Below are 24,052 nucleotides of genomic sequence, written 5' to 3'. Positions count from 1 at the left end.
TTTGATGGAGATATAAAGTTTCGATAGCAAGGATAATCGTTGTCATGGTACAAAATCTTTACAGTATAGTAATGGAACTGACAGCACCATCGTCATCGACATTGCTGACTGTAGATCGTACTAGGAAAATACTTAATGATTTTGCCTATAATTTTGAATGGACACCCAGTGATAGCTTAGATATTCCATCAACGAATGATTTTGCCAATGCTCATCTTATTGTTGAACATGGATTAGAACATCAGGCTGTTATTACTTTTTTGAAAAGACCCTATGCCGACCTTAATTATACTCAGAAAAAAAATCTTTTGGGCATTTCCTATAATAATTTACTTGACTGGCATATTCAAGTTGAATCCGAGAAAATCCTTTATGTTTTTAACAGATGTAGCCCAGAAAAAATTGCAAAATCATATCCAATTTCTCGCGAAAATTTAGACAATCTCAGAAGCGGAGTATTTGAAGCCATTTCAGGGCAACGCCATCATCCTAATCTTCCTGCTTTGGATGATGCTTTGATTGAAACGATTTCATTCTGGAAGCGAAATCTATATGCCGAAATGGAAGAAAATATATCTAATCAACAGTTTTCGGCTTTGTTTAATGCTATTATTTTTACGAGAGCCGTTGAAGATAATTATCGCCGCTTATATCCCCAAAGGTATGACGAATTTTCTAATTCAAATACCCTATTTGAAACCTTCTTAAAAAATAACAGCAATTCCTTAACCATTCGAGAGTCAATTCTTAAAACTCTTGAAGATTTTGGACAAACTAACATACCTGAGTATTTAATTGATCGCTCCTTACTCAGTGCTTTTGATAGTTTAAATACTCAAACTGTGAAAGCTTTGCTGCAGGATTTTTATAGAATTAAATCTGCAAGACCTTACGAATATGATTTTTCTCTCATTTCTAAACACGCTCTTAGTCGAATTTATGAAAGATATACCAGTATTTTAAGAGTTGAAGAATCCGATCAACTAAGCTTATTTCCCCCCCTACCAACAGAGCAGAGAAATAAAGCTTATGGAAGTATTTATACTCCTCAATTTATTGCGAGGTTTTTTGCTCGGTATCTACGGGAACAAATGCCTCCCATTGAATTTCAACAATTAAAAACGTTAGAACCTGCTATCGGTTCAGGAATCTTTGTAAGAACTTTATTAGAAATTCAGTGTGATCCTATGCAGGGAGAAGTTACAACTGAATTGATTCAATCAGCTTTTCAGAATGTTTTTGGATTGGATGTTGATCCTAATGCTTGTCAAGCGGCACTTTTATCTCTTTCACTTCTTCACTTAGTTTTGACAGATCAATTACCGTCACAATTATCCATTAAAACAGCAGAGTCAATTCAATACTATCAAGATCATCCCGAATTAAAAGAGAGTTTTAGTGCAGTTATTACTAATCCCCACTTTGTTGCTTTGTCGGATCAAACAGAAGCAATGAGAAAAAGAATTGCACAATTTATGGGAGATGATGGAAGGGGAAGAATTGATTTATCTTTAGCTTTTATCAAAATAGCATTAGAAGTATTAAAACCGGGTGGTTATGGATTATTTGTTTTACCTCATAAATTTCTTTTGTCAAAAAGTGATGCTAAAATTCGTCAACTTATCACCCAAGAAGCTTGGATTCGTTGCTTAGTTGATCTATCTGCTATCCCAATTTTTGGTCAAGTAGATACTTACATTGTTCTTCTCATTTTTCAGAAGCGATTTAATGTACAACCAGAACCTTTAGCGACGATTTCTCATTGTCAAGAATTAGTGGGACGTGCTTTACAAGATGTTGTAGAAGGAAGGGAAGTAGAAAGTCAATTTTACAGTGTTTTTAAAGTTCCTCAAAATGCTTTTAATGGGGAAGACTGGTTGATCAAACCTCCTTCAATTGCTCGAATTCAACAAAAGCTAGAAACTTTACCAAAACTTTCAGAGTTTATGAATATTCGCGTTGGAGTGCAAACTGGCAACAACAAGGTATTTATTGTATCCAAATCTCATATTCCTAAAGGAGAGGAAGCTATTTTTATTCCTTATTTATCTGATCGAGAAATGGAAGTTTATACTACTCCTCAGAAAGTTAGTCAATATCTTTTTTATCCTTATTTTGAGGAAAAATTATTGGAAGAGGATGAGATTAGAAATAAATATCCCAAAACTTGGAAATATTTGTTACTACATCAAGAAATGTTAGAATCTCGTTACGCCGTAAAAAAGGAAAATAAATCATGGTGGCAATTAGATAGCCCCCGTTGTGATTATTTACTTAGACCTAAAATTATTAGTCCCCATTTGTCAATTATGCCTCGTTTTTCCCTTGATATTGAAGGCAAGTTTGCTGTTATTCGTTCCCCAATTATTTATCCTAAAGATCGTCAACTGGAGAGTGATTTACTGCGGTATTTTGTCGCAATTTTGAATTCTAGTATTTGCTATCGCTATATTTCTGAACATTCGCATAAATATGGTAGTGGTTACTCAATGTTAGAACCAAAAACGCTTTTAAAAACTCCTGTTCCTGATCCAACAAAAGTGTCATCCTTTGATATGTCTCAGCTTTTACGTCTTGTTGATCAGCGTTTTTTAGCATCAGGAAAAGAAGCAATTCAACTTGAAATTGAAATTGATAAAGCTGTCTCTAAGCTTTACGGATTTACTGAAGAAGATTGTTCTATTTATGGTGTATGAATACAAAAGATGAGAATTGAAATAAACTCTCAAGATTTGAAAGAGCGTCCTCAATTAATTAAAAAGATGCTAAGGCCACTTGTTTTAAAAAATAAGCTATTTGTTCAACCTGTTAGTAAAGGTGACGAATATGTTGCGTCTGTCAAAGATACTTATCAATCAACAACGAATCAATATACTGAGAGCCGTTTTAAAACTTTTGTCCCTGACTTACAAGCTACCTATTATGAAAGATGGTATAAAACCTATCAAGGCAAAAAAGAAAAATTTTATCTAGACCGTGCTTATCTTCATTTTTATATCATTGATAAAACCTTACCAGAACCAGCAGAAAAAGAATTTTGTTTACTTCATTGCGATCCTAATGAACCTGATGATGCTGCTCATGCTAAATATAAACAAAGCTTACACCTTCACATTGAATGTTCAGATGCTTCTTGGCCTCATTGTGATGTTTGGCCTCGCGCTCATATTGCACTTAATAATGGATATTTAGATTATGTCCTCAAAGATATTAATTCTCTAACAAACGCAATGACAAAAGCTATACTTATGCTCAAAGAAGAAGTTTTAGCCTCGGTTAAAATCTTCGATTAGACTTCTTGGATAATTAATTTTTGAGAGTTCAAAAATGAGAAAAATAGGGATGAAGTTGCAAAAAATCTCTAAATAGACCCTTTATTAGAAACCGATGAAGAAACGGCAACCGCTTGGATAAATCAACAACTAGAAAGCTTGGGAGTAAAACTAATCTGATCAACACAAAAATATGAAAATTCCTCAAGAAAAACTCTCACAACTTTGCCAACATTGGCATATTCATAAACTTTCCTTATTTGGTTCAGTTTTACGAGATGATTTCACCGCAGATAGTGATATTGATCTGCTCGTTGAGTTTGAACTTGGTTTTACCCCCAGTTTTTTCAAACTTCATCAAATTCAAGAAGAACTATCTCAATTATTTGATGGACGTACTATTGATCTCGTTACCATCAAATCTCTTAATCATCATATTCGTGAGCGTGTTTTAGCAACAGCAGAGGTGTGTTATGTCGCAAAAAGATAATCAAGTGTATGTTCAACACATGATTGACACAGCAAATAAAGCACTTAGCTTTGTAGAAGGTGTCAGTCGAGAAGATTTTGATAATAACGAACTTTTACGGTTATCCCTCACCCATTTATTGCAAATTATCGGAGAAGCAGCGCGTCGTGTATCACCAGACTTTCGGGAGAATTATCCAACAATTCCTTGGCAAGCAGTCGTCGGAATGCGGAGCAAAGTAGTACACGATTACTTAAATGTTGATGAAGATATTGTTTGGAATACTGTTAAAAATGATTTACCATTTTTAGTTAAAGAACTAGAAAAGATTCTGAGCAGGTAAAACTTTGGGAAAATTAGCAGCATTTAGATATTGAACTAACCCACTCAAGCAGAGAAACATGAAAGCACTCAAGGTTATGGCAACCATTGATGAACAAGGACAACTCACCCTAGATCATCCTTTAATCATAGACAAAAACAGCCGTGTAGAAGTTATTATTCTCATCCCAGAGGAGGAAACCCAAGATACATCTCAAGCAGAAATTTTAGCAGACTTTCGGCAAGCTTGGCATGAAGCCATGACAGGACAAACCATTCCCGTTTCTCAACTTTGGGAAGGGTTAGAAGATGACTAATCAACCGATAATTCAAGTTTTAGCCTCGGCAACATTCAAGTGAAATCTCCGCACTCTTGCTAAGAAATATCGCAGTATTCGAGATGATATTCAACAATAATCACGACAATTTTTGATTTTTACCAGAGGTCTATTTTTAACGGGGGAGGATGTCAACCCTCACTGCTAGACTCAACAGTATGGCCGACTTCGCTGATCCATTGGGCAATTTCTGCGGGGGATGCGGTGGTTTCTACGGTGACGATTTTATTGGCTACATCCACCGATATTTGGGCTGCTGGTTGCTGATTATTAATCGCTTTAGTAATGGTATTAGCGCAACCTTCACAGGCAATACTAGGAACTTTTAGGGTAATTGTCATTGTTGTAACTCCAGTAACTTTATAGCTAAAAACTAGCATAAATTGTCAGGGGTAGCTGATTTTTTAAGAGTTTATTTACCATTTCAGCACTGCCGCTTCGATCCCCTGTTCCCGACGCAGTTTACTATCTTTTTCTAGCCATTGAATGACCTGTTTATGGGTTAGTTCTTCTAGGGTTACTCCCGTATCTTCGGCGATGATTTTTAATAAGCGTAGGGAAGAAATCGTTAAACGAGTCAGGAATTTTTCGGGAGAAGTCAAGAGGGCAGCGTCCACATCTGCGGATTCTTCTGGGGTTAAAAATTGTCTGTTTTCGATCATAGTTTTATTTGGTTTCCATCCAATTGTCACCGGCTTTAATTTCTACCAAGAGAGGGATCGTCAAGGAGACAGCTTCTTCCATAGTCGTCTTGATTTTTGACTCTAGGGATGGCCATTCTTCCCTCGGTACTTCCAAGACTAATTCATCATGGACTTGCAGCAGTAATCTCGCTCGATAATTTTGCAGTACCTCGGCCAATTTTACCATCGCTACTTTAATAATATCAGCACTGGAACCCTGAATGGGCGCATTAGCAGCCGATCTTAATAATTGTGCTTCCTCGTTGTTGAGTTTGAGGCTATCTAAATCGATGTCATGTAAGGACAGTCCTCGCAGTCTTTTTAAGAGGGGATTATCGAAGTTAAAATAACGTCTTCTACCCAAAATTGTTTCTACATATCCCTGAGCAATTGCTTGTTTTTTGCTATTCTCTAAATACTCAAATACTTGGGCATAACGTTGATGATATTTTTCAATAAATTTTCTGCCCTGCTCTACGGTTAATTTCGATTCACGGGCGAATTTTTGCGCTCCCATGCCATAAATAACTCCGAAGTTAATTGTTTTTCCTAAACTGCGTTCTTCGGAGGTAATTTCCCCTTTATCAAAGAGCAATTGAGCGGTGACTTTATGAACATCTTGATTACTACGATAAGCTTCTAATAAAACTGGTTCTTGACTGAGATGAGCGAGAATTCTTAACTCGATTTGTGAGTAGTCCGCTGACACTAATAAGTAACCATCTTCGGGAATAAAAGCTTGACGAATTCGTCTAGAAAATTCACTGCGAATGGGGATATTTTGTAGGTTAGGATTGGAGGATGATAAGCGTCCGGTGCTGGTGATGGTTTGATTAAAATCTGTATGCACTCTTGCGGTTTTTGGTTCGGCTAATTTCGGTAAAGCATCCACATAGGTGGATTTTAATTTGGATAAGGTGCGATGTTCAAGGATATAATCAACTAAGGGATGATCTCCTTGTAGTTTCTCTAAAACACTTTGATCGGTGGAGTAACCTGTTTTAGTTTTTCTGGATTTTTTGCGGTTGAGTGCTAATCGATCGAAGAGGATTTCACTTAACTGTTTAGGAGAGCTAAGATTAAAAGTTTCTCCGATAGATTCGTAGGCATTTTTTTCTATGTCTGCCAAGTCTCTTTCTAGTTGCTGGGAAAAGTTTTTTAGATAGTTAATATTAATTTTTATACCATAATTTTCCATCTGCCACAGCACCATGACTAAGGGAGATTCTACCTCTGAGAATAATTGATATAAAGGGGGAATTTTAGTTAATTCTGCCTGTAATTTTTCTCGAAGTAAATAGGTAGCGTAGGCATCTAATCCGCAGTAGTTAGCAGTGGTGGTAATATCTAAATCAGCGATAGTTTTTCCCGTAGGAATACCGAGACTTTTATAACTAAGGGAACTGATACCGTCCAAATAGCGATCGCATAAATCTTCGAGATTATGAGTTAGTTCGGGATGGAGGACATAACTAGCCACCATAGTATCAAAAACTAGACCTTTAACGGTAATTCCTTGATGATAAAAAACATCAATATCAAATTTCGCATTCTGGAAGACTTTCGGATAATTATCACTGGCTAAAATTGGGCGTAATTTTTCGAGGACTATCTCTAGATTTAAATTATCACCGCTCTGGTGGCCGATGGGAATATAGGCCATAGAATTTAATTCTTTTCCCCAACAGCAACCGATCCCGACCAATTTGGCTACACGAGGATTTAAATCTGTGGTTTCGGTATCCCAAGCGACAGGAAAATGTGGATTAGTGAAAGTTGTTAATTTGGCCAGTAAAGCATCTAACTTAGGAATAGTATCAATAATTTCCGGAGCAATTAGAACTGGTGGAGAAATAGGGGGTAAATCAAACAGAGACAATTGATTAGAATCAGCATCGCTAGTTAATTCTAGGGTAGGAGTGCCACCTAGATGCTGTTGAATTTGATCGAGTTTCTGGAGAATTTTCTTTAATTCTAATCTTTCCAATAAAGGTTTAACTAAACGCCGATCAAAACCTCGGAGACGAAATTTATCCTCTTCGAGACTAACGGGGGCATCAAGGGCAATTTTGGCTAAATAGCGAGAACTTTCGGCGGCGGGTTTTCCCTCTAATAATTTAGTTTTTACCATTCCCTTGATCGATTCCAGATTGGTATATATATCGTCTAAGTTATCGTATTTTTTTAATAAATCTATCGCTGTTTTTTCGCCAATTCCGCGCACCCCGGGGATATTATCAGACTTGTCACCGCAAAGAGCTTTAAAATCTACTACCTGTTTTGGTGTCACCCCTAACTTTTCCGTGACAGCTTGGGAATTAAATTCTGTATAACCCTGTCCCGATGTACTTTTGACCGCATTAATATCCAGATAGAGAATCGTGGTTTTTTTCTCCTCATCTACCAATTGGAATAAATCTCGATCGCCTGTTAAAATCTTGACTGTATAACCATTATCGCCGGCCTGTTTTGCCAAAGTTCCTAAAACATCATCTGCTTCATAACCCGGAGAAGTCACAACAGGAATATTCATCGCTGCCAAGAGACTTTGCAGATTAGTTAAATCGGGGCGAAATTCTTCGGGAGTCTCTTGCCGATTAGCCTTATAATTAACATCAGCTTCATGGCGAAAAGAAGGGACTGCTAAATCAAAAGCAACTGCTAAATAAGTGGGTTTTTGAGTTTCTAGTAACTGCAGCAGAGAATTTAAAAACCCAAAACAAACACTGGTGGGAATGCCGGTAGAAGTACGCAGAGGACCAGAACGAGACTTAGCAAAGGCATAATAGGCACGAAAAGCCAAAGAATGCCCATCGATCAGGATAAATAACTTATTTTGCCCGGCACTGGTCATAATCTAGCCTCAAATTTGCGTGTTATTTCCATTTTAAGGATTACCGAGCCATTATTCAGCCATTAGCCTTGAATCGGCGATCGCTGATAACACCCCGTCAAAAAAAATATTTGCCAAAAAGCCAGCGTAAGGGTATTTTAAGAATAATTTTATATGTTTACTTGTCAATTACATGAGAATCCTAGTTACAGGCGGTGCGGGTTTTATCGGTTCTCATCTAATCGATCGCTTGATGGAACAGGGTCATGAAGTGATCTGTCTGGATAACTTCTACACGGGGGTGCGCCGAAACATCGTTAAATGGCTAGGAAATCCTTATTTTGAGCTAATTCGTCACGATATAACCGAGCCGATCCGTCTAGAAGTTGATCAGATCTATCACCTGGCCTGTCCTGCTTCCCCAATCCACTATCAATATAACCCAGTAAAAACGATTAAAACCAATGTTTTAGGGACTCTGTATATGCTGGGCCTAGCTAAAAGGGTAAAAGCGCGATTTTTGCTCGCTTCTACCTCAGAAGTCTATGGCGATCCCGATGTGCATCCGCAAACGGAAGAATATCGAGGCAACGTCAACTGCATTGGGCCGCGTTCCTGTTATGACGAGGGTAAACGGGTAGCGGAAACCCTGGCTTTTGAGTATTATCGGGAGCATAAAGTCGATATCCGGGTGGCCCGGATTTTCAACACCTACGGCCCGCGAATGTTGGAAAACGATGGACGAGTGGTGAGTAATTTCGTCGTGCAAGCTTTGCGCGGTGAACCCCTGACGGTTTATGGTCAAGGTTCCCAAACCCGCAGTTTTTGCTATGTTTCTGACCTAGTGGAAGGGTTAATGCGTTTGATGAATGGGGACTTTATCGGGCCAGTTAATCTCGGCAATCCCGACGAATACACAATTCTGGAATTAGCGCAAGTGATCCAAGGCATGATTAATCCCGATGCCGAATTAGTCTATAAACCACTACCGGAAGATGATCCCAAGCAACGACAACCGGATATCACTCGTGCTAAAACCTATCTGGATTGGAGTCCCACTATTCCTCTAAGTCAGGGTTTAAAAATGACGATCGAGGATTTCCGTTCTCGTCTAAGCTAATCCCTAATCAATAAAATTAACTTAATTGTCACTGGAGTGATTATCATGCGTGTTTGTGTTATCGGAACGGGTTATGTGGGTTTAGTCACTGGGGTTTGTCTAGCACATATCGGCCATCATGTCATCTGTATTGACAACAATGAAGAAAAAGTCAAATTAATGAAATCGGGACAATCCCCCATCTATGAACCGGGGTTATCGGAATTAATGCAGTCTTCAGCAGCCTCTGGCAATCTGGAATTTTCCACGGACCTAGAAGCGGGAGTTAAACACGGTGAAATCCTCTTTATCGCTGTTGGTACACCAGCACTACCCACGGGAGAAAGTGACACCCGTTATGTGGAAGCGGTGGCCCGGGGTATTGGGGCCCATCTCAACGGTGGTTATAAAGTAATCGTCAATAAATCTACCGTTCCCATCGGTTCTGGGGATTGGGTACGGATGATCGTCCTCGATGGGGTGGCCGAGAGACAAAAAAATCTCGTGGCCGCTGGTGGCGGTATTAGTACACTAGAACGCATCGAAGCGGAATTCGATGTGGTCAGCAATCCCGAATTTTTACGCGAAGGTTCGGCAGTTTATGATACTTTTAACCCCGATCGCATTGTTTTAGGCAGTAATAACCCGAAAGCTATTGAAATGATGAAGGAATTGTACGCTCCTTTGGTTAAACGCCAATTCGCTGACGATCCCTCCTTGCCTCCCGTTCCCGTGGTGGTTACGGATCTCAGTTCGGCGGAAATGATTAAATACGCCGCTAATGCCTTCCTAGCCACCAAAATTAGCTTTATTAACGAAGTAGCTAATATCTGTGATCGCGTGGGGGCCGATGTCACCCAAGTGGCTAAAGGTATCGGTTTAGATTCCCGTATCGGCAGCAAGTTCCTCTCGGCCGGGATCGGTTGGGGGGGTTCCTGTTTCCCCAAAGATGTGTCGGCTTTGGTACATACCGCAGAAGACTACGGTTACGAAACGGAATTACTTAACGCCGCTATCAATGTTAACAAACGTCAACGGACAATCGCGATCGAAAAACTGCAACAGGAATTAAAAATCCTCAAGGGTAAAACCGTCGGTTTGTTGGGATTAACTTTTAAACCCGATACCGATGATATGCGCGATGCCCCGGCTTTAACCATGATCGAACAGTTAAATCGTTTAGGTGCTAAGGTAAAAGCTTATGATCCGATCGTTTCCCAAAGTGGTTTAAGTCACGGTTTAAGCGGTGTGATTATCGAATCGGATCCAGAAAGATTGGCCGATGGTTGTGACGCTTTGGTGGTGGTGACGGAATGGCAAGAATTCCTCCGTCTCGACTACGGCAAAATGGTTAAAACCATGCGCGAACCCGTGTTAATTGATGGTCGCAATTTCCTCGATCCTGCGGTGGTGACAGCAGCTGGTTTCCGTTACCTCGGTATTGGCCGTTAATCCTAGGAATCCGCCTTTTCAGTAGGACTGACGCGGTTGGGGAAGGTACAAGAAGCAGCACCACTTACCCCTGCTCCTAGGGGCGAAAATTGCCCGATTATGCTGGCTGAAAAACGAAAAATTCCGATCTGACCATGGGGTTATTGGCTATAGTTAAATGATATGAACAGGAGCCACTAGAATCCAGGGGCGATGGGTAGAATTAAATTGAGAAACTAGAATCAGTTTTAGCAATACATACCTATGGTTAGCTCTGTTCAATACCGCTACACTAACGAACAAGTTAGGGACTGGTTACGGGGATTACTGACAATTGCCTGGTCTGATGGGGATTATAGCACCAGCGAGCAGGAATCGATCGCCCGTTTCGCTCACGAATTAGAATTAGATGACGACCACGTTCTCTATCAATCGATTAGTCCCGAAGAATTGGCCGCAAGTTTCGGTCATGACCCCAAAATATCAGAAAACTTCCTCCGCACGGCGGTTATGGTAGCGATCGCCGATGGCGTTTATTCCCCCGCAGAAGCGCAATTACTGCGTAGTTATCGGGATGCTTTCGGGTTAGAAATCGAGGCCTTGTCAGCTTTAGAACATACTATCTGTGAAATTCCCGAAATTACCACAGAAGCGAATAAATCCGAGTTTATCAGTGCCGAACATCCCCACCCAGATCTGCTGCATCCCCTCAAAGACTGGTTAGATGGGGTGGAAATGCACGATCCGCGCTTGGCCCGGTTTATCTGCAAAATGGTGCCGCCTCAATGTCCTTTTGAACGCGATATCGTGCTTTTTGGCCATAAATTAGTCCATATTCCGCCTCTGTGCAAGTTAAATCCTCTCTACGAACAATTAGTCGGTTTACGTTTCCGCGCTCTATCATACTTAGCCGATGATTGTCAAGAGGATATTTCCGAGTATATTTAGCCAGTTTAACTAAAATTACGGCTAAAATGGTATAAATATCCTGCTGACAGAAAATGTCTCAGCCTCAAGGCTTTTCCTAGCCAATTCTTCCGTTAAAATTAGGTTAGGGACTTGCGCTTTGATAATGTACCTTTTGGGCGAACGCAGTTCGCCCCTACATTGTGGACAAAATCCGTTACTGTAGGGGCGCAAAGCTTGCGCCCTCCGCTCGCTCAGGTTTGCTGATCACCCTAAGTGGGGCGAGAGCCTTGGAGAGCCCCCGCAGCTAAGGGACTTGCGCTTTGATCATGTGCCATCTGGCTGATCTGATTCTTCTACAGAGCGATTTTCTGGCTGGGATATTATTCCCACGCAAGTCCCTTAAGTCGCCGTTAAGAGAGAAAAACTATGAGTAAAAACTCCCGACGAGTCGATTTTTCTGATTTACCCGGGCCAAAAAACCTGCGCTCCTATCAATGGCAGTGGCTAGTCCGAGATCTACTCGCCGGTGTCACCGTGGCAGCCTACGCTATTCCCCAGTGTATGGCTTACGGCGACCTGGCCGGGGTCGATCCCGTGGTGGGATTGTGGACTCTCGTGCCAGCCGCCCTAGTTTACGCCCTTTTCGGCTCCTCATCGCAACTATCCCTCGGACCAGAATCGACCACGGCAGTGATGACGGCGGCAGCGATCGCACCTCTGGTGAGCCTTCAAGGGGAAAATTACGGCAGTTTAGCGGCTTTTTTAGCCCTAATGGTCGGTTTAATCTGTTTAGTTGGTTATATCGCCCGCTTGGGATTTTTAGCTAATTTACTCTCCAAACCGATTCTAATCGGTTATATGGCGGGAGTGGCGGTGATCATGATTGCGGGACAACTGGGTAAAATTAGTGGTTTGTCAATCCGTGAAAATACGGTTTTTAAAGAAATTTTCGCTTTTTTCTGGGGAATAAACCAATGGCACTGGCCAACCCTTAGCCTAGCTCTATTGCTGCTACTATTTCTATTTATCATCCAAAAATATTTTCCCAAAGCACCGGGTCCCTTGCTGGCAGTTTTACTGGGAACCCTCGCCGTCGCCACCTTCCATCTCGATGGGGAGGGGGTGGCAGTAGTGGGGAAAATTAGCAAGACTTTGCCTAATTTTGGCTTACCAACCCTAGATTTTTCCCAATTACTACCCCTAGGAACCGCGGCCGTCGGCATTGCCCTGGTCGGCTATTCCGATAACGTCTTGACCGCTAGAGCCTTCGCCGCACGTCATAACCAAGAAATCGATGCCAATCAAGAATTTTTAGCCCTAGGACTGGGGAATCTGGCGGCGGGTTTTTGTCAGGGATTTCCCATCAGCAGCAGCGCCAGTCGCACTGCGGTGGGGGATTCTGTGGGCAGTAAAAGTCAGATTTACTCCCTGGTGGTGGCAGTGGTGGTGGTGGCGGTCATTTTCCTGCTCGGTCCAGTACTGGCACTCTTTCCCAAGGCTGCCTTGGGTGCGCTGGTGATTTATGCAGCCTGTAAACTGCTGGATATCGCCGGCGCTAAACGACTAAAAAGCTTTCGCAATAGTGAGTTTAATCTCGCTGTCCTGACCATGGTGGGGGTGCTAACCACGGGGATTTTAAGCGGGGTTGCTATCGCCATCGGTCTCTCGGTTATCGATTTATTGGCCCGCATTACTCGGCCTGATGATGCCGTCTTGGGTACGGTTCCGGGGGTGATGGGTTTACACGCGCTCCAGGATTGGCCGGAAGCGCAAACAATACCGGGGTTAGTTATCTATCGTTACGATGCCCCCTTATTTTTTGCTAATGCGGCCGACTTTAAACGTCGCGCTCTCAGTGCCATTGCCCGGGAGACAAAACCGGTAGAATGGTTTGTCTTGAATACGGAGGCCCTTGGGGAATTGGATAGTACAGCAGTGGAGATTCTTGAGGAATTAGCGGCAGAATTATCAAGACAGGGTATAGTTTTCGCCCTCGCTAGGGTTAAACACGATCTGTACTTAGAATTGCAACGTTCCCGCTTGTTAGATAAAATTAGCGAGGAGAGAATTTACTATACTTTGCCAGCGGCGATCGAAGCTTTTAAAAATCGTTGACTGATAGTTAGGGGTCGAGAAGGTCGTCGCCGACCTCCCCTCCCATAAAGAACCTACCCGTCCATAGTTTTCGGACTTTATTGAAATTAGCTGATAGAGTTGTCTAAGTTGGGCTTCCGTCGGTTGCATTTAGTCATTATCGGCTTGATTTTAGATTATTGTTCATTTTTAGCATCATTAACTGAAAGTCACTTCCCTAACCTATTTAGGGTTTGCTGAATAAAGGTGAAATGTAGGCAAGGTAAGGGTTTTGTGGCTTTTCTCGCTCCCACAGGTGCAAGATTTTGAGAGAATCGTGCTTCAAAACCTTGCGTCTTCATCGGCCCGCGTCCTGTAGGGGCGAAGCATTCGGATAAAAAATCTACGGTTTCACCGATAGGTTATTGCCCGAATGCTTCGCCCGTACTTTGTCAGCAAACCCTATTTAGCATCAGTTTAACCCATTTTTCAAGAATCTAGGCTAGAATATAAAGACAAGACGTATTGCTCTGGGTTAATCTACTCTGTAGAAGCTAAGAAGGTAATCAAAATGGCTAAATATTCGCCTCTTATCCATGTATCTCCTGAAACTATGAGTGGTGTTCCTGTTTTTTCAGGTACTAGAGTTCCGATACAAACACTTTTTGATTATCTTAAAGCAGGAGAATCAATTGATGATTTTTTAGAGGGTTTTCCAACGGTAACAAGAGAACAAGTTATTAGCTTACTTGCAGAATTTGAAAAAGAGCTTATTGATAGGGTAGCGTGAAATGAGGCTTCTTTTAGATGAATGTATTGACCGAAGATTAATGAGGGAGTTTACAGGTTATAATATCAAAACTGTTCCGCAAATGGGATGGACTGGGATCAAGAATGGTCAACTGTTAGGTTTAGCTTCACAAGAATTTGATATTTTTATTACAGTGGATAAGAATTTGCCGTTTGAGCAAAATTTACCGCAGTTTAATCTAGCTATTATTATTTTACAATCACAATCAAATCGTTTGGCTGATTTAAAGCCTTTGGTTCCTAAAGTTTTAGAAGTTTTGGCAACAGTAACAAAAGGAACAGCAACAGTAGTAAGTTTATAACAACCTATTTAAAATGAATTTAAGCCATTTTTCAAGAGTCTGGGCTAAGATATTAAGGCTACCGACTTGGGAAGATTATTCCAAGAACTATCCCTAGGAAGATAAACACAATAAATCCGATCAAAAATGCAGGTATTGGCTCACCCATAATAGCCAACAAGGTAGCTAAAGCTATGCAAAAACATAAGTTTAAGACATTCAAGATCAATAGTAGTTTATTTTTCATTTTTCCCTTAAACCTAAATCGTCTAATGGGGATAGGGTTTTCTCTTGCATCCCCAGAGACATGAAAAGTGAAGTATTGCGAGAAGTTCTGTTGACCAGATGTCTAGAATCTTAAATAACAGTCGCACTACTCTCTTCTAAAACAATACGGCCCGCCATATGTACATTTTCGGCAGTCATAAATTTTTCCATCTTTACCACGCACTATATAATAAGTACAGTTGCTCTCTGGTCCTGTTGATGGAGCAATATACACCGGGTCCACAGGTTGCTGTACCAACAAAATAGTTTCGGTATTAGCAAAAGTTTGATTTGTTGACACGTCTAAACACAATATGTTTTTAGTTTGTACATTATCAGGAGTAGAAGCTTTTGCTTGGTTAACAGGAGACATGACCAATAAAAATGCTGAAGCTGTTACGAGAATACTTTTCATGTGATTTTTACCAAATTGAGCGATAAGTTTGATTTGACTTTGAGGTTAAAAACATTTTGAGATACACCCGATTAATGGACTGGCATTACCGACATCTTCTATTATATTCTTGATATCTCCGTTCAGAGGCGGCATAATTTCCCGATGCCCTAGCTGCATAATGTGGTATATTAACTTGAGTCGCCCAATAATCTCCATTTTTCGTGAGTTGATTGGCCTCTTGAATTAATCCTTGACAAGAAAGCCTATAAATTCTTTGCCAGTCTTCAGCTATCATTTGCTGTATTAGCGGGTCAGCTTCCCGCTCCATAAGGTTTAATTCGTTCAATAATTGCTGAACTTCACTACTTTGTGCGTTAGAATTAGTTACCCCTACTGTAAACTGGAGGATTGAAAAACACCCTGCTAAAGTCAACACACTGATTGATTTTTTTGTTGGATAGAGCATAATTTTATTTCCTGAAAATTTGACACAACTAACAAGCCACACTACCGACAATGTATCAACCAGTTAAAATTATTTCAAGACGGAAAAAAACGGATATTGTCGGAAGTTTTGTTAACTATGTTTACAAATATCGGAAAATAACGGATAATGACGGTATTATGTCCCCAAATCTTAACATTACTCCCATGGATACCCAAGAAGTCTTCTCACTTATTGATAATCTGGTTTTTGACCACACGGGAAAGCATCTCGATACATTGCAATTAGGGATTTTAAAGAACGTTTTTGATGGTCAGAAATATGCAAAAATAGCAGAAGAATATAATTGTTCTGAAGGTCATGCCAGAGATAAAGCCTATGAACTTTGGCGCATTCTTTCGGAAGTGTTAGGGGAAGAATTAAATAAATCAACTGTTCGATCAGCAATTGAAAGATTTATTACCACGAGTAGTACCAATAACATAGTAAATTCTGTAAAAATTGATCAGGTTACTTTTTGTCATAACCCTTCTAATAATCGAGAAATAGAAAATTATCATATTTATAAAACTGAAAACAATGTTATTAAAGCAAAACTAGAAACTGTTCCCAAACTAATAGGATTAGGATTAACGATCGAACAAATTGCTCAAGCTCTTGATTTAGATATACAATTAATTTTAGATAGTCTCAAACCAGAGTAACTTTGATAACTTTATCAAGATATGGATGTCAAGCTGCTTTGATCCACAATTGACAAGGATAGGGAAATGGGGTTCTTTTGGATTTGGTGGGTAAAATGTATTCTAAGATACAGTCTTGCGGGCGAGGGAGTGGAAGGAACCACAGAGACACAGAGAACACAAAGATCGATCGCTACTATATAAGTTAAACTTATCACACAAAGTTGAGAAGAGCCTTATTTTCGCTTGATCGCTCCAGCATTTATGCTAAATTTACCTCGCCCACTTCAGTCTGTTAAACTCAACTGTTCATAGCTCTGAAAATTTCACGAACAGAGATTTTTTCGAGCCAACAACCTATAAAAAAGTTGTCTAGCCGTAATTCCTATAATTCAATTACAGCTGCTATTAATTTCCAGCAGGGAGCTTCTCCTTCCCAATTTGCCGAAGAGATCCAAGGCAGACTAAGACTGACGGTAACAAAACAGTTTTGCTGAGGTTGATAGCCTGTATTTAATTTCTCGACAAATACGGGATCAGTTATCTTTGCTTCTGTCAAACTGTTACCATTCGCTGTTGTAATTGTGCCACGCCACTCAAAATTTACTTTTGAATTTTCTTTTGGATATACTCTAAAACTCTGCACATGAATCAACTGGAGAGTATAACGCTGATTGAAATTAAGGTTTTTCAAATAAGAAGGATTAACATATTTAATTGAATTGTGCAGTATTTTTGTTGGGGTTCTACAATACTTTCCCAAATCATTGATATTGAATCTACCTACACATTTCCACTCACCGGGTAAAACGGAAAGATTTTCCGATTCAAACCCAAAATCATTGCCAGTATCAGCAAGGGGAATTTCGAGAATATCTAAAACTTTTGGTTCTTTACCAGAAATTAGTCTAACTGATCGTGGAACCCTGCCATCTTCTGGATAAAGAGAATCACACACAGGACGAACCCAATTTCCTGAACTAATATCAATTCCAGCGATACAGCGTTCATTTAATTTCCATGAATTAGCAAGACAGACAATTTTTTTCAGAGATGACATATATTGACATTCCCCCATTTATCCTTTAAATATTCGGCCACTAAACGACGGTGACAATTATGAGGTTTTGCCTCACTACAGAGTAAACAAGCATTATTAATTACATCTGGAGAAACTTTTGTTTCAATCCTGCGGCTACTAATAAGTTGTCTAAATTTTTGTTCGTATATTGTCCAATCAACTTTTTTCTTTTTATATTCATCAAGAATATCTTGAGTTGGAGCTAAGTCTAAAACATGAACATATTCAATTCCACCGATGACTTTTAAAAAATATTCTAGGTCAGCTTTTTTACTAAATCCTGCTAATTGGGAAACATTATTTAAACGAGTATCTATAACTCTCTTAACGCCAGCTTTTTGTAAGTCATCAAAGAACTTCTGTGCAGTCTTTTGAGTAAAGCCGATTGTAAAGAGATTGATTGTCCTGTTCATCATAATTACCACTTGTTTCTATATAAGCAATTGCATCACCCTGAAGCTTATAAGCTTTCTCCAAACATTCTGCTTTTGTGAGAAGATTGCTATTTGGCTCGACAAATAAAGAAAGCTGAATTTCTTTTTGACTACTTGCTGAAAAATCTGTCAAACTATGTTTAAACAGCATTCTTTCTTCCAGATGGTCATGAGATTCCAAGTCACCATTTTTGAGAATATGATAAATATCTAAATCGCAATGACGTAGATGTTGACAAACCAGAATCGCTCTATGACATTCAATCGGGTCTTTCTCCGCACACATAAGGGCAATTCGATGTTTTTTCACTCCCTGTAAAATTCGTTCAATTCCATGATTAAAAGCAGATGTTTTAGCAATTTTTTCGTATAAAGCCTTACCATTGACATAACATTCTTCGCTGCTCGGTCTGGCTCCTAATTCCTTGCCCAAAAACACATAGTAAATGCCTTCACTTTTTAAAGCATTTGACAATATTGACTGATTAAAATGCTTGAGAAATCGGCTATAAGGATGAGAACGAACATCAGCAAGGGCAGTTATATTATGCTTCTTAAGTAGAAGCATAAATGAGGCAATTTCGTGATTAGAGTGACCGATGGTGAATAACTGCATCAATATTATTATTCCTTCGATGAAAGCCTACAATAATCATTGTAGATCAACCATTGCCTAGACAGGGGAACAGACCATCGGGCTAGAAGTGACTCTATAGGCAGAATATCCCAACTTTTAACCCTGATTATCGGTCAGGGGTCGATGTTTCTCAATCAAATTGATCGCCTGGGTGACACTTTCCGGGAAAATTACCACTAAACCACCCTCAGAAACCGTGCTTAAAGCCTTCTCTAAAGCTTCCGTTTCATCGAGAATAACTTCCGGACGCAAACTGGCATTTTCTTCGCTAATTCCCCGGAGAATTAAATCGGCCACTTCCCCCCGGCGGCGACCGCGAGTATCGTTATCTTCCTTAACAATAATTCGATCGAACATAAGCGCCGATAATTTCCCTAATAAAATTAAATCATCATCCCGTCGATCGCCCGGCCCCCCAACCACGCCGACTTTTTCGCCGGACCAATTGCCGACAAAACCGCCGACGGCTTCGTATCCGGCGGGATTATGGGCATAATCGATTAAAGCGTGATGGTGTCCCAAGTCAAACAGGTTCATCCTACCGGGGGTCTGGGCCACGGAAGGTTTAAAAGTCCGCACCCCTTGGCGAATTAACTCGATATCGATACCCTGCACAAAAGTGGCTAAACAGGCGGCCAAGGCGTTAGCAATCATAAAAGGAGCCATTCCCTGCATAGTCACGGGAATATTGACTGCTTCCTCGATTCTCAGCGTCCATTCTCCCTCTAGAATCGACAGATAGCCATTCTCATAAATGGCGGCCATGCCACCGCGACGGATATGGTCGTGAATAATCGGGTTATCGGGACTCATGGAAAAATAAGCGACTCTTCCCTTGACTTTTTCGGCCATACTAACGGTCAAGGGGTCATCGGCATTTAAAACCGCGTAACCCTCGGCGCTAACCACCTCGGCCACAACGCTTTTTACCTTCGCCATTTGTTCGATGGTGTCGATATCACCGATACCCAAATGGTCGGCGGCCACATTTAACACCACCCCCACATCGCACTGATTAAAGGCTAAACCCGATCGCAGGATACCACCCCGGGCCGTTTCCAACACAGCAATCTCTACTGTGGGATCCTTCAAAATCATACTGGCACTGTAGGGACCGGTGTTATCGCCCTTTTCTACCAGATAATCATCGATATATACGCCGTCCGTCGTGGTAAATCCGACTACTTTCCCCGTTTGCCGGCAAATATGAGAGATTAAGCGGCTAGTGGTGGTTTTGCCGTTAGTTCCCGTAATTGCCAGAATTGGCACGCGACTGGGAGTCCCGGGGGGGAATAACATATCGATAACTGGAGCGGCGATATTGCGGGGTAAACCGCGACTGGGGGCGACGTGCATCCGAAAACCGGGGGCGGCGTTGACTTCTACGATTACCCCGTCCACTTCTTTCAGGGGTTTGCGGATATCCTCTGTGACCACATCGATCCCGGCAATGTCCAAACCGATTAATTTTGCCACTCTTTGGGCGATCCAGACGTTTTCGGGGTGAATTTCGTCGGTACGATCCACGGCGATGCCGCCGGTGCTTAAATTAGCCGTGGCCCGCAGATAGGCGATCTCTCCGTGGGCTAAAATGCTGGTTAATTCATAGCCCTGTTTCTCTAGCACATTAAGGGCGGTTTTGTCAATAGTTATTTTAGTTAAAACGTTGGCATGACCGTCACCCCGGTTGGGATCTTGATTAGTAATTTCGATTAATTCTTCTATAGTTGAGCGCCCATCACCGACGACGTGAGCGGGAATCCGTTCGGCCACGGCGGCGACTTTGCCGTTTATGACTAAAATTCGGTGATCACTGCCTTTATAGTACCTTTCTACGATCACGCTGCGAGTTTTCGAGGCGGCACTGGCTAGATCATAGGCTTCCTCTGCTTCCTGTTGAGTTTTAACATCGATGCTGATGCCCCGGCCGTGGTTGCCATCGAGGGGTTTAATCACGATGGGAAATCCTCCCACTTCCTCGATTGCCGCTGACAACTCATCCAAGTATTGAATCACCGTACCCCGGGGGACGGGAATCCCACCATCCTTGAGGATAGTTTTCGTGCCTTCCTTGTCACAGGCCAACTCAACGGCTAAAATCCCCGAAAAACTGCTTAAAGTGGCTTGAATGCGCTTTTGGTGAACACCATAGCCCAATTGCACCATGGCACGAGCGCTCAGGAGTAACCAGGGAATATTTCTAGCTTGTGCTTCTTTGACGATAGTTTCGGTACTCGGACCGAGGGAGGCATTATTGCATAAATCGCGTAAATCGGCTAAATCCTGGGCCAATTCTTCCTTAGGATAGGTTCCCGTATCGACAATCGATTGACACAAACGCACGGCAGCCCGACCCGCATAACGTCCCGCTTGCTCGTCAACGTACTCAAACACCACGTTATAGACTCCGGGGGTGGAGGTGCTTCTAGTGCGACCAAACCCGACGGGAGTTCCCGCCAATTCCTGCAATTCTAGGGCGATATGTTCGATAATATGGCCCATATAAGTGCCAGTGCGGACTCGTTCAAAGAAACCGCCGCGATAACCGGGGGAGCAGTAATGTTCGACTAAACTGGGGAGAACGTCGATTAATCCCTCGTAAAAGCCGGGGATTTCATTCGATGGCTTCTCTGCGAGATCTTCGAGATCCAGACGCATAACAATGAGCTTGTCGCGACGAATACTCCAGTAGTTGGGACCGCGCAGGGTTTGGGTTCTGAGAATTTTCATGATATAGCTGATGTTCGCTGTTGAGAAGCACAAAGAAGCCGTTGTTTATTGTCTGGTTTTCCGAGATCGGTAAACTGTTCATCGTGAACAGTTTTTCAGGAGTTTTTTTACCCCAATTTAGGGATCACTTGCTGTTTTTTGAGATGATAGCCATCACCGTAGGCCAGAATATGTACCCGCAGATTATGCAGACTCAGGGGTTCGTTAGCGGTGACGTGATGGTGGTTGGTGTGGGACATTTCCCTAGCATTAATTACCGTCACTGTACCGCAGCCGATTACTGTCATCGTGCCATCCCGTTCAAACATAGCGCAGGTATCCTCATCGATGCCAATTCCTAAACGTTCGGGATAACCGGAGATAGCACTCATTAGCCGGGCCATGCGGTTGCGATTGTGGAAGTGTTGATCGACAATGACTTCAGGAATGAGACCTAATCCCATGGCCATATCCACTAGGGCCCGATTGGGTGCTTCCCCACTGCTGCCCCCGGCAATCATGTGATGACCCATAACGGCGGCCCCGGCGCTAGTTCCGGCCAGGGTTAATTCTCCCTGTTGCACTCTTTGTCTGATTCTTTCCATCAGGGGAGTATCGGAGAGCAAACCGCATAAACGCAGCTGGTCGCCTCCGGTCATAAATACACCTGTACACTCTTCGATGTAGGCTTGAAATTGGGGGTCTTCTCCCTGTACGCGATCACGAATATCGATAACTTTGACGTATTTTGCCCCCATTTCCTCGAAAATCTTCTGATAGCGATCGCCGATTAAAACCGGTTCTCTGGAAGCGGAGGGAACAATAGCGATCACTGCTTCGCTACCCCCAGCGCGATTCCAAAAGGTATGCAGTATCTCTTTACCGTGGACTTTATCCTCGGCACCTCCAATGACTAAAATCGCCGTTTTGAGAGATACGGGGGTAGGATTTTGGTGGTGTTGGGTTTCTAGCTCGATGATCATGTCACTGAACGAATAGACATTTTTAGGGATGGAAGGTTTTTCGGGAAGATGGACAGGTATCTTGATCTTATTTTCCCTGAACGGTTGATGGAAAAAAATGCGGTTTAGGAATATTTTTCGGGACATCAAGCAATAGTAGAGGCGATTTTAGCAATTTTCTTCGATCCACTGGCAATGACGGACTGTTAGTTAACTTTTAGTCTAGGCTAGACTTCGATCACTCAAGCTAGAGCCAGAAAAACCCCTAGACAGTACAGGATAGTCTATCATGTTATTGAGATAGACTAGCGCCAAATTAGCAAGATTTTAACCGATCGAACCGTGACAAAATGATACATTAAACACTATCCCAGTCTAGGCCTTAATTTTCCCCGTGCAGTTTGACATTATTACTCTCTTTCCCGATTTTTTTACTTCACCGCTGCGGTCGGGGTTGTTGGCAAAAGCTCTCGAACGCGACATCGCTAGGGTAAATTTGGTCAATCTCCGGGATTTTGCCCACGATAAACACCGTCGCGTCGATGATGAACCCTACGGTGGTGGTGTGGGAATGTTATTAAAACCAGAGCCAATTTTTGAGGCGATCGAGTCTTTAGAAACTTTACCACCCCGGGAGATCGTGCTGATGACTCCCCAGGGGGAACCTCTCAATCAAGCTTTACTGAAAACTTGGGCCGGTAGTTATCGGCAGTTAATTCTCATCTGTGGCCATTATGAAGGGGTAGATGAGCGGGTTTGTGAGCATTTGGTGACTAGAGAGGTATCTTTAGGCGATTTTGTCCTAACTTGTGGGGAAATCCCGGCTTTAGCGATTATTAACGGGGTGACGCGGTTGTTACCCGGGACGGTAGGTAAGGCAGAATCGTTGAAATTGGAGAGTTTTGAGGCAGGTTTATTGGATTATCCCCAATATACCCGGCCGCCGGTCTTTCGCAGTTGGCAAGTGCCGCCGGTTTTGCGATCGGGTAATCATCAGGATATCGCTGATTGGCGCTATCAACAACAACTCGATCGCACTAAGGAACGTCGTCCAGATCTCTGGCAAAAATGGCTAGAGGAACAGGATTAATCGCCAAAAATGCTCCCGTGGGCATGATGAATTATGAATGATAAATTATGAATATAGCGTTTCCTAAGCTAGTGAGGTACACCTATTTTTCTTGCCTTTTGCCTCTTGCCTAAAACCCATAACTCTTGTACCTCAGCAGACTGAAAACCGCTATATATAGTTTTCCCGACTGTCTCAAGAAATCCGTTTTCTTGTAATAAATATTAATTTCTGTTACAGGGGTATTGAAAAATTCGGGATTGTTGGGCTAAAACTGTTAGCAATAAACCTTTGCAGTTAACGTCATGACTTCTACCCTTTTGCCGAGCTTTCCTGCTATTGACGATGTTTTGTTCAATTTTGCTCAATCTGATGGCTTGAGTCAAGCTAATCGGGTGGATAGTGCGAGAAATCAGCGTTTAACCGCTACCGTAGTTTTCCTCGATGCTGGTGTTAGCGATTATCAAAGTCTCCAAGCTGGGGTAATTCCAGAAGTCGCCACGGTTATTCTCTCTCCCAATCAAGACGGAATCGAACAAATATCCACTTTTTTACCACAAAATCCCCAGATTACCACCACCACCTCTATTATTAAATCGGTGCGTTACGCTATCGCGCTTCACCCCTAAGAGTAAGCGGACAACTCAAATGAACCAAACAACAGCCAATTATGATGAACCCTGGAAAGAAGCATTAAGCGAGTATTTTGAAGCGTTTTTATACTTCTTCTTTCCTGAAGTTCACCAATTAATTGATTGGACAAAAATTCCCGAATCCCTAGAAAAAGAACTCAAACGGATTACCGCTTCAGCAAAGACAAAAAAACGTTTCGCTGACAAACTCTATAAA

The 24,052-nt window shown here is 41.8% G+C and carries 25 protein-coding genes and 1 pseudogene; 15 read left to right on the top strand and 11 right to left on the bottom strand.

Annotation, left to right across the window (positions count from 1 at the left end):
- Positions 1 to 44: 44 nt before the first annotated feature.
- The 5 genes from H6G40_RS06295 (at position 45) to H6G40_RS06275 (ending at position 4,379) form a co-directional block, all read left to right on the top strand.
- The gene (locus tag H6G40_RS06295; RefSeq protein ID WP_081330794.1) at positions 45 to 2,696 is read left to right on the top strand and encodes an Eco57I restriction-modification methylase domain-containing protein; all 2,652 of its coding nucleotides are present in this window, start codon (positions 45 to 47) and stop codon (positions 2,694 to 2,696) included.
- 9 nt (positions 2,697 to 2,705) lie between these two features.
- The gene (locus H6G40_RS06290) at positions 2,706 to 3,293 is read left to right on the top strand and encodes a hypothetical protein (RefSeq protein ID WP_069473906.1); all 588 of its coding nucleotides are present in this window, start codon (positions 2,706 to 2,708) and stop codon (positions 3,291 to 3,293) included.
- Between the two features lie 172 nt (positions 3,294 to 3,465).
- Entirely contained in the window at positions 3,466 to 3,762 is a 297-nt protein-coding gene (locus H6G40_RS06285) for a nucleotidyltransferase family protein (RefSeq protein WP_002754691.1), read from the top strand.
- Entirely contained in the window at positions 3,746 to 4,084 is a 339-nt protein-coding gene (locus tag H6G40_RS06280; protein WP_069473907.1) for a HepT-like ribonuclease domain-containing protein, read from the top strand. Before H6G40_RS06285 ends, H6G40_RS06280 begins: the two co-directional genes overlap by 17 nt.
- A 58-nt stretch (positions 4,085 to 4,142) precedes the next feature.
- Positions 4,143 to 4,379 carry a type II toxin-antitoxin system RelN family antitoxin gene (locus H6G40_RS06275; RefSeq protein ID WP_002754695.1) on the top strand — a complete coding sequence of 79 codons (237 nt, stop codon included), beginning with the start codon at positions 4,143 to 4,145 and terminating at the stop codon, positions 4,377 to 4,379.
- 152 nt (positions 4,380 to 4,531) lie between these two features.
- Here the strand turns inward: H6G40_RS06275 and H6G40_RS06270 are convergent, their stop codons facing one another.
- The 3 genes from H6G40_RS06270 to polA are packed head-to-tail and all read right to left on the bottom strand — an operon-like array spanning position 4,532 to position 7,937.
- Positions 4,532 to 4,780, bottom strand: a complete 249-nt coding sequence (locus tag H6G40_RS06270; RefSeq protein WP_002759990.1) for a heavy-metal-associated domain-containing protein — start codon at positions 4,778 to 4,780, stop codon at positions 4,532 to 4,534.
- Between the two features lie 36 nt (positions 4,781 to 4,816).
- Entirely contained in the window at positions 4,817 to 5,062 is a 246-nt protein-coding gene (locus tag H6G40_RS06265; RefSeq protein ID WP_002736270.1) for a hypothetical protein, read from the bottom strand.
- Positions 5,063 to 5,066: 4 nt separating this feature from the next.
- Complete coding sequence (gene polA / locus H6G40_RS06260) at positions 5,067 to 7,937, bottom strand: DNA polymerase I (protein WP_069473908.1); 2,871 nt, start codon at positions 7,935 to 7,937, stop codon at positions 5,067 to 5,069.
- A gap of 172 nt (positions 7,938 to 8,109) precedes the next feature.
- Here polA and H6G40_RS06255 point away from each other — a divergent pair, with 172 nt between their 5' ends.
- From H6G40_RS06255 to H6G40_RS06230, 6 genes are all read left to right on the top strand, one after another.
- Complete coding sequence (locus H6G40_RS06255; protein WP_002736922.1) at positions 8,110 to 9,036, top strand: UDP-glucuronic acid decarboxylase family protein; 927 nt, start codon at positions 8,110 to 8,112, stop codon at positions 9,034 to 9,036.
- 45 nt (positions 9,037 to 9,081) lie between these two features.
- On the top strand, positions 9,082 to 10,467 hold the full coding sequence (locus tag H6G40_RS06250; protein WP_002736537.1) for a UDP-glucose dehydrogenase family protein: 1,386 nt from the start codon (positions 9,082 to 9,084) through the stop codon (positions 10,465 to 10,467).
- Between the two features lie 243 nt (positions 10,468 to 10,710).
- The gene (locus H6G40_RS06245) at positions 10,711 to 11,394 is read left to right on the top strand and encodes a Mo-dependent nitrogenase C-terminal domain-containing protein (RefSeq protein ID WP_002738062.1); all 684 of its coding nucleotides are present in this window, start codon (positions 10,711 to 10,713) and stop codon (positions 11,392 to 11,394) included.
- A 387-nt stretch (positions 11,395 to 11,781) separates the two neighbouring features.
- On the top strand, positions 11,782 to 13,470 hold the full coding sequence (locus H6G40_RS06240; RefSeq protein WP_123230467.1) for a SulP family inorganic anion transporter: 1,689 nt from the start codon (positions 11,782 to 11,784) through the stop codon (positions 13,468 to 13,470).
- 529 nt (positions 13,471 to 13,999) lie between these two features.
- Positions 14,000 to 14,218, top strand: a complete 219-nt coding sequence (locus H6G40_RS06235; RefSeq protein ID WP_002781447.1) for a DUF433 domain-containing protein — start codon at positions 14,000 to 14,002, stop codon at positions 14,216 to 14,218.
- Position 14,219: 1 nt separating this feature from the next.
- A complete protein-coding gene (locus H6G40_RS06230) occupies positions 14,220 to 14,540 on the top strand; it encodes a DUF5615 family PIN-like protein (protein ID WP_002781446.1) in 321 nt (106 codons plus the stop codon).
- 352 nt (positions 14,541 to 14,892) lie between these two features.
- On the opposite strand, the gene H6G40_RS06225 is transcribed toward H6G40_RS06230, so the two are convergent.
- Together H6G40_RS06225 and H6G40_RS06220 are read right to left on the bottom strand one after the other, a co-directional pair.
- Positions 14,893 to 15,201: a hypothetical protein gene (locus H6G40_RS06225; protein ID WP_146220266.1), complete on the bottom strand. Its 309-nt coding sequence runs from the start codon at positions 15,199 to 15,201 to the stop codon at positions 14,893 to 14,895.
- A gap of 85 nt (positions 15,202 to 15,286) precedes the next feature.
- Positions 15,287 to 15,649: a hypothetical protein gene (locus H6G40_RS06220; protein ID WP_190537426.1), complete on the bottom strand. Its 363-nt coding sequence runs from the start codon at positions 15,647 to 15,649 to the stop codon at positions 15,287 to 15,289.
- 185 nt (positions 15,650 to 15,834) lie between these two features.
- Here H6G40_RS06220 and H6G40_RS06215 point away from each other — a divergent pair, with 185 nt between their 5' ends.
- Positions 15,835 to 16,332 (top strand): helix-turn-helix domain-containing protein, encoded by a 498-nt coding sequence (locus H6G40_RS06215; protein ID WP_190537432.1) that lies wholly within the window; start codon positions 15,835 to 15,837, stop codon positions 16,330 to 16,332.
- Positions 16,333 to 16,346: 14 nt separating this feature from the next.
- Here the strand turns inward: H6G40_RS06215 and H6G40_RS23185 are convergent, their stop codons facing one another.
- The 6 genes from H6G40_RS23185 to H6G40_RS06190 all read right to left on the bottom strand — a co-directional run bounded on the left by H6G40_RS23185 (position 16,347) and on the right by H6G40_RS06190 (position 22,155).
- Positions 16,347 to 16,529: a hypothetical protein gene (locus H6G40_RS23185; RefSeq protein ID WP_238560447.1), complete on the bottom strand. Its 183-nt coding sequence runs from the start codon at positions 16,527 to 16,529 to the stop codon at positions 16,347 to 16,349.
- 167 nt (positions 16,530 to 16,696) lie between these two features.
- Entirely contained in the window at positions 16,697 to 17,371 is a 675-nt protein-coding gene (locus tag H6G40_RS06210; protein ID WP_242028720.1) for a dual OB domain-containing protein, read from the bottom strand.
- Entirely contained in the window at positions 17,359 to 17,805 is a 447-nt protein-coding gene (locus H6G40_RS06205; protein ID WP_002738277.1) for a DUF488 domain-containing protein, read from the bottom strand. Before H6G40_RS06205 ends, H6G40_RS06210 begins: the two co-directional genes overlap by 13 nt.
- Complete coding sequence (locus H6G40_RS06200) at positions 17,741 to 18,442, bottom strand: DUF488 domain-containing protein (RefSeq protein ID WP_002736234.1); 702 nt, start codon at positions 18,440 to 18,442, stop codon at positions 17,741 to 17,743. Before H6G40_RS06200 ends, H6G40_RS06205 begins: the two co-directional genes overlap by 65 nt.
- A 117-nt stretch (positions 18,443 to 18,559) precedes the next feature.
- Positions 18,560 to 21,193: a cyanophycin synthetase gene (cphA, locus tag H6G40_RS06195; RefSeq protein ID WP_190537422.1), complete on the bottom strand. Its 2,634-nt coding sequence runs from the start codon at positions 21,191 to 21,193 to the stop codon at positions 18,560 to 18,562.
- 107 nt (positions 21,194 to 21,300) lie between these two features.
- The gene (locus tag H6G40_RS06190; protein WP_002754723.1) at positions 21,301 to 22,155 is read right to left on the bottom strand and encodes a cyanophycinase; all 855 of its coding nucleotides are present in this window, start codon (positions 22,153 to 22,155) and stop codon (positions 21,301 to 21,303) included.
- A 373-nt stretch (positions 22,156 to 22,528) separates the two neighbouring features.
- Here H6G40_RS06190 and trmD point away from each other — a divergent pair, with 373 nt between their 5' ends.
- The 3 genes and pseudogenes from trmD to H6G40_RS06175 form a co-directional block, all read left to right on the top strand.
- Entirely contained in the window at positions 22,529 to 23,224 is a 696-nt protein-coding gene (trmD, locus tag H6G40_RS06185; RefSeq protein ID WP_069473912.1) for a tRNA (guanosine(37)-N1)-methyltransferase TrmD, read from the top strand.
- A 284-nt stretch (positions 23,225 to 23,508) separates the two neighbouring features.
- Positions 23,509 to 23,832 carry a DUF4347 domain-containing protein gene (locus H6G40_RS06180; protein WP_002736749.1) on the top strand — a complete coding sequence of 108 codons (324 nt, stop codon included), beginning with the start codon at positions 23,509 to 23,511 and terminating at the stop codon, positions 23,830 to 23,832.
- Positions 23,833 to 23,851: 19 nt separating this feature from the next.
- A pseudogene (locus H6G40_RS06175) lies at positions 23,852 to 24,052 on the top strand (transposase); the annotation flags it as partial.

The organism is Microcystis viridis FACHB-1342, assembly GCF_014698335.1.
Taxonomy (GTDB): Bacteria; Cyanobacteriota; Cyanobacteriia; order Cyanobacteriales; family Microcystaceae; genus Microcystis; species Microcystis ichthyoblabe_A.
This window is presented reverse-complemented; position numbering and strand designations above follow the sequence as displayed.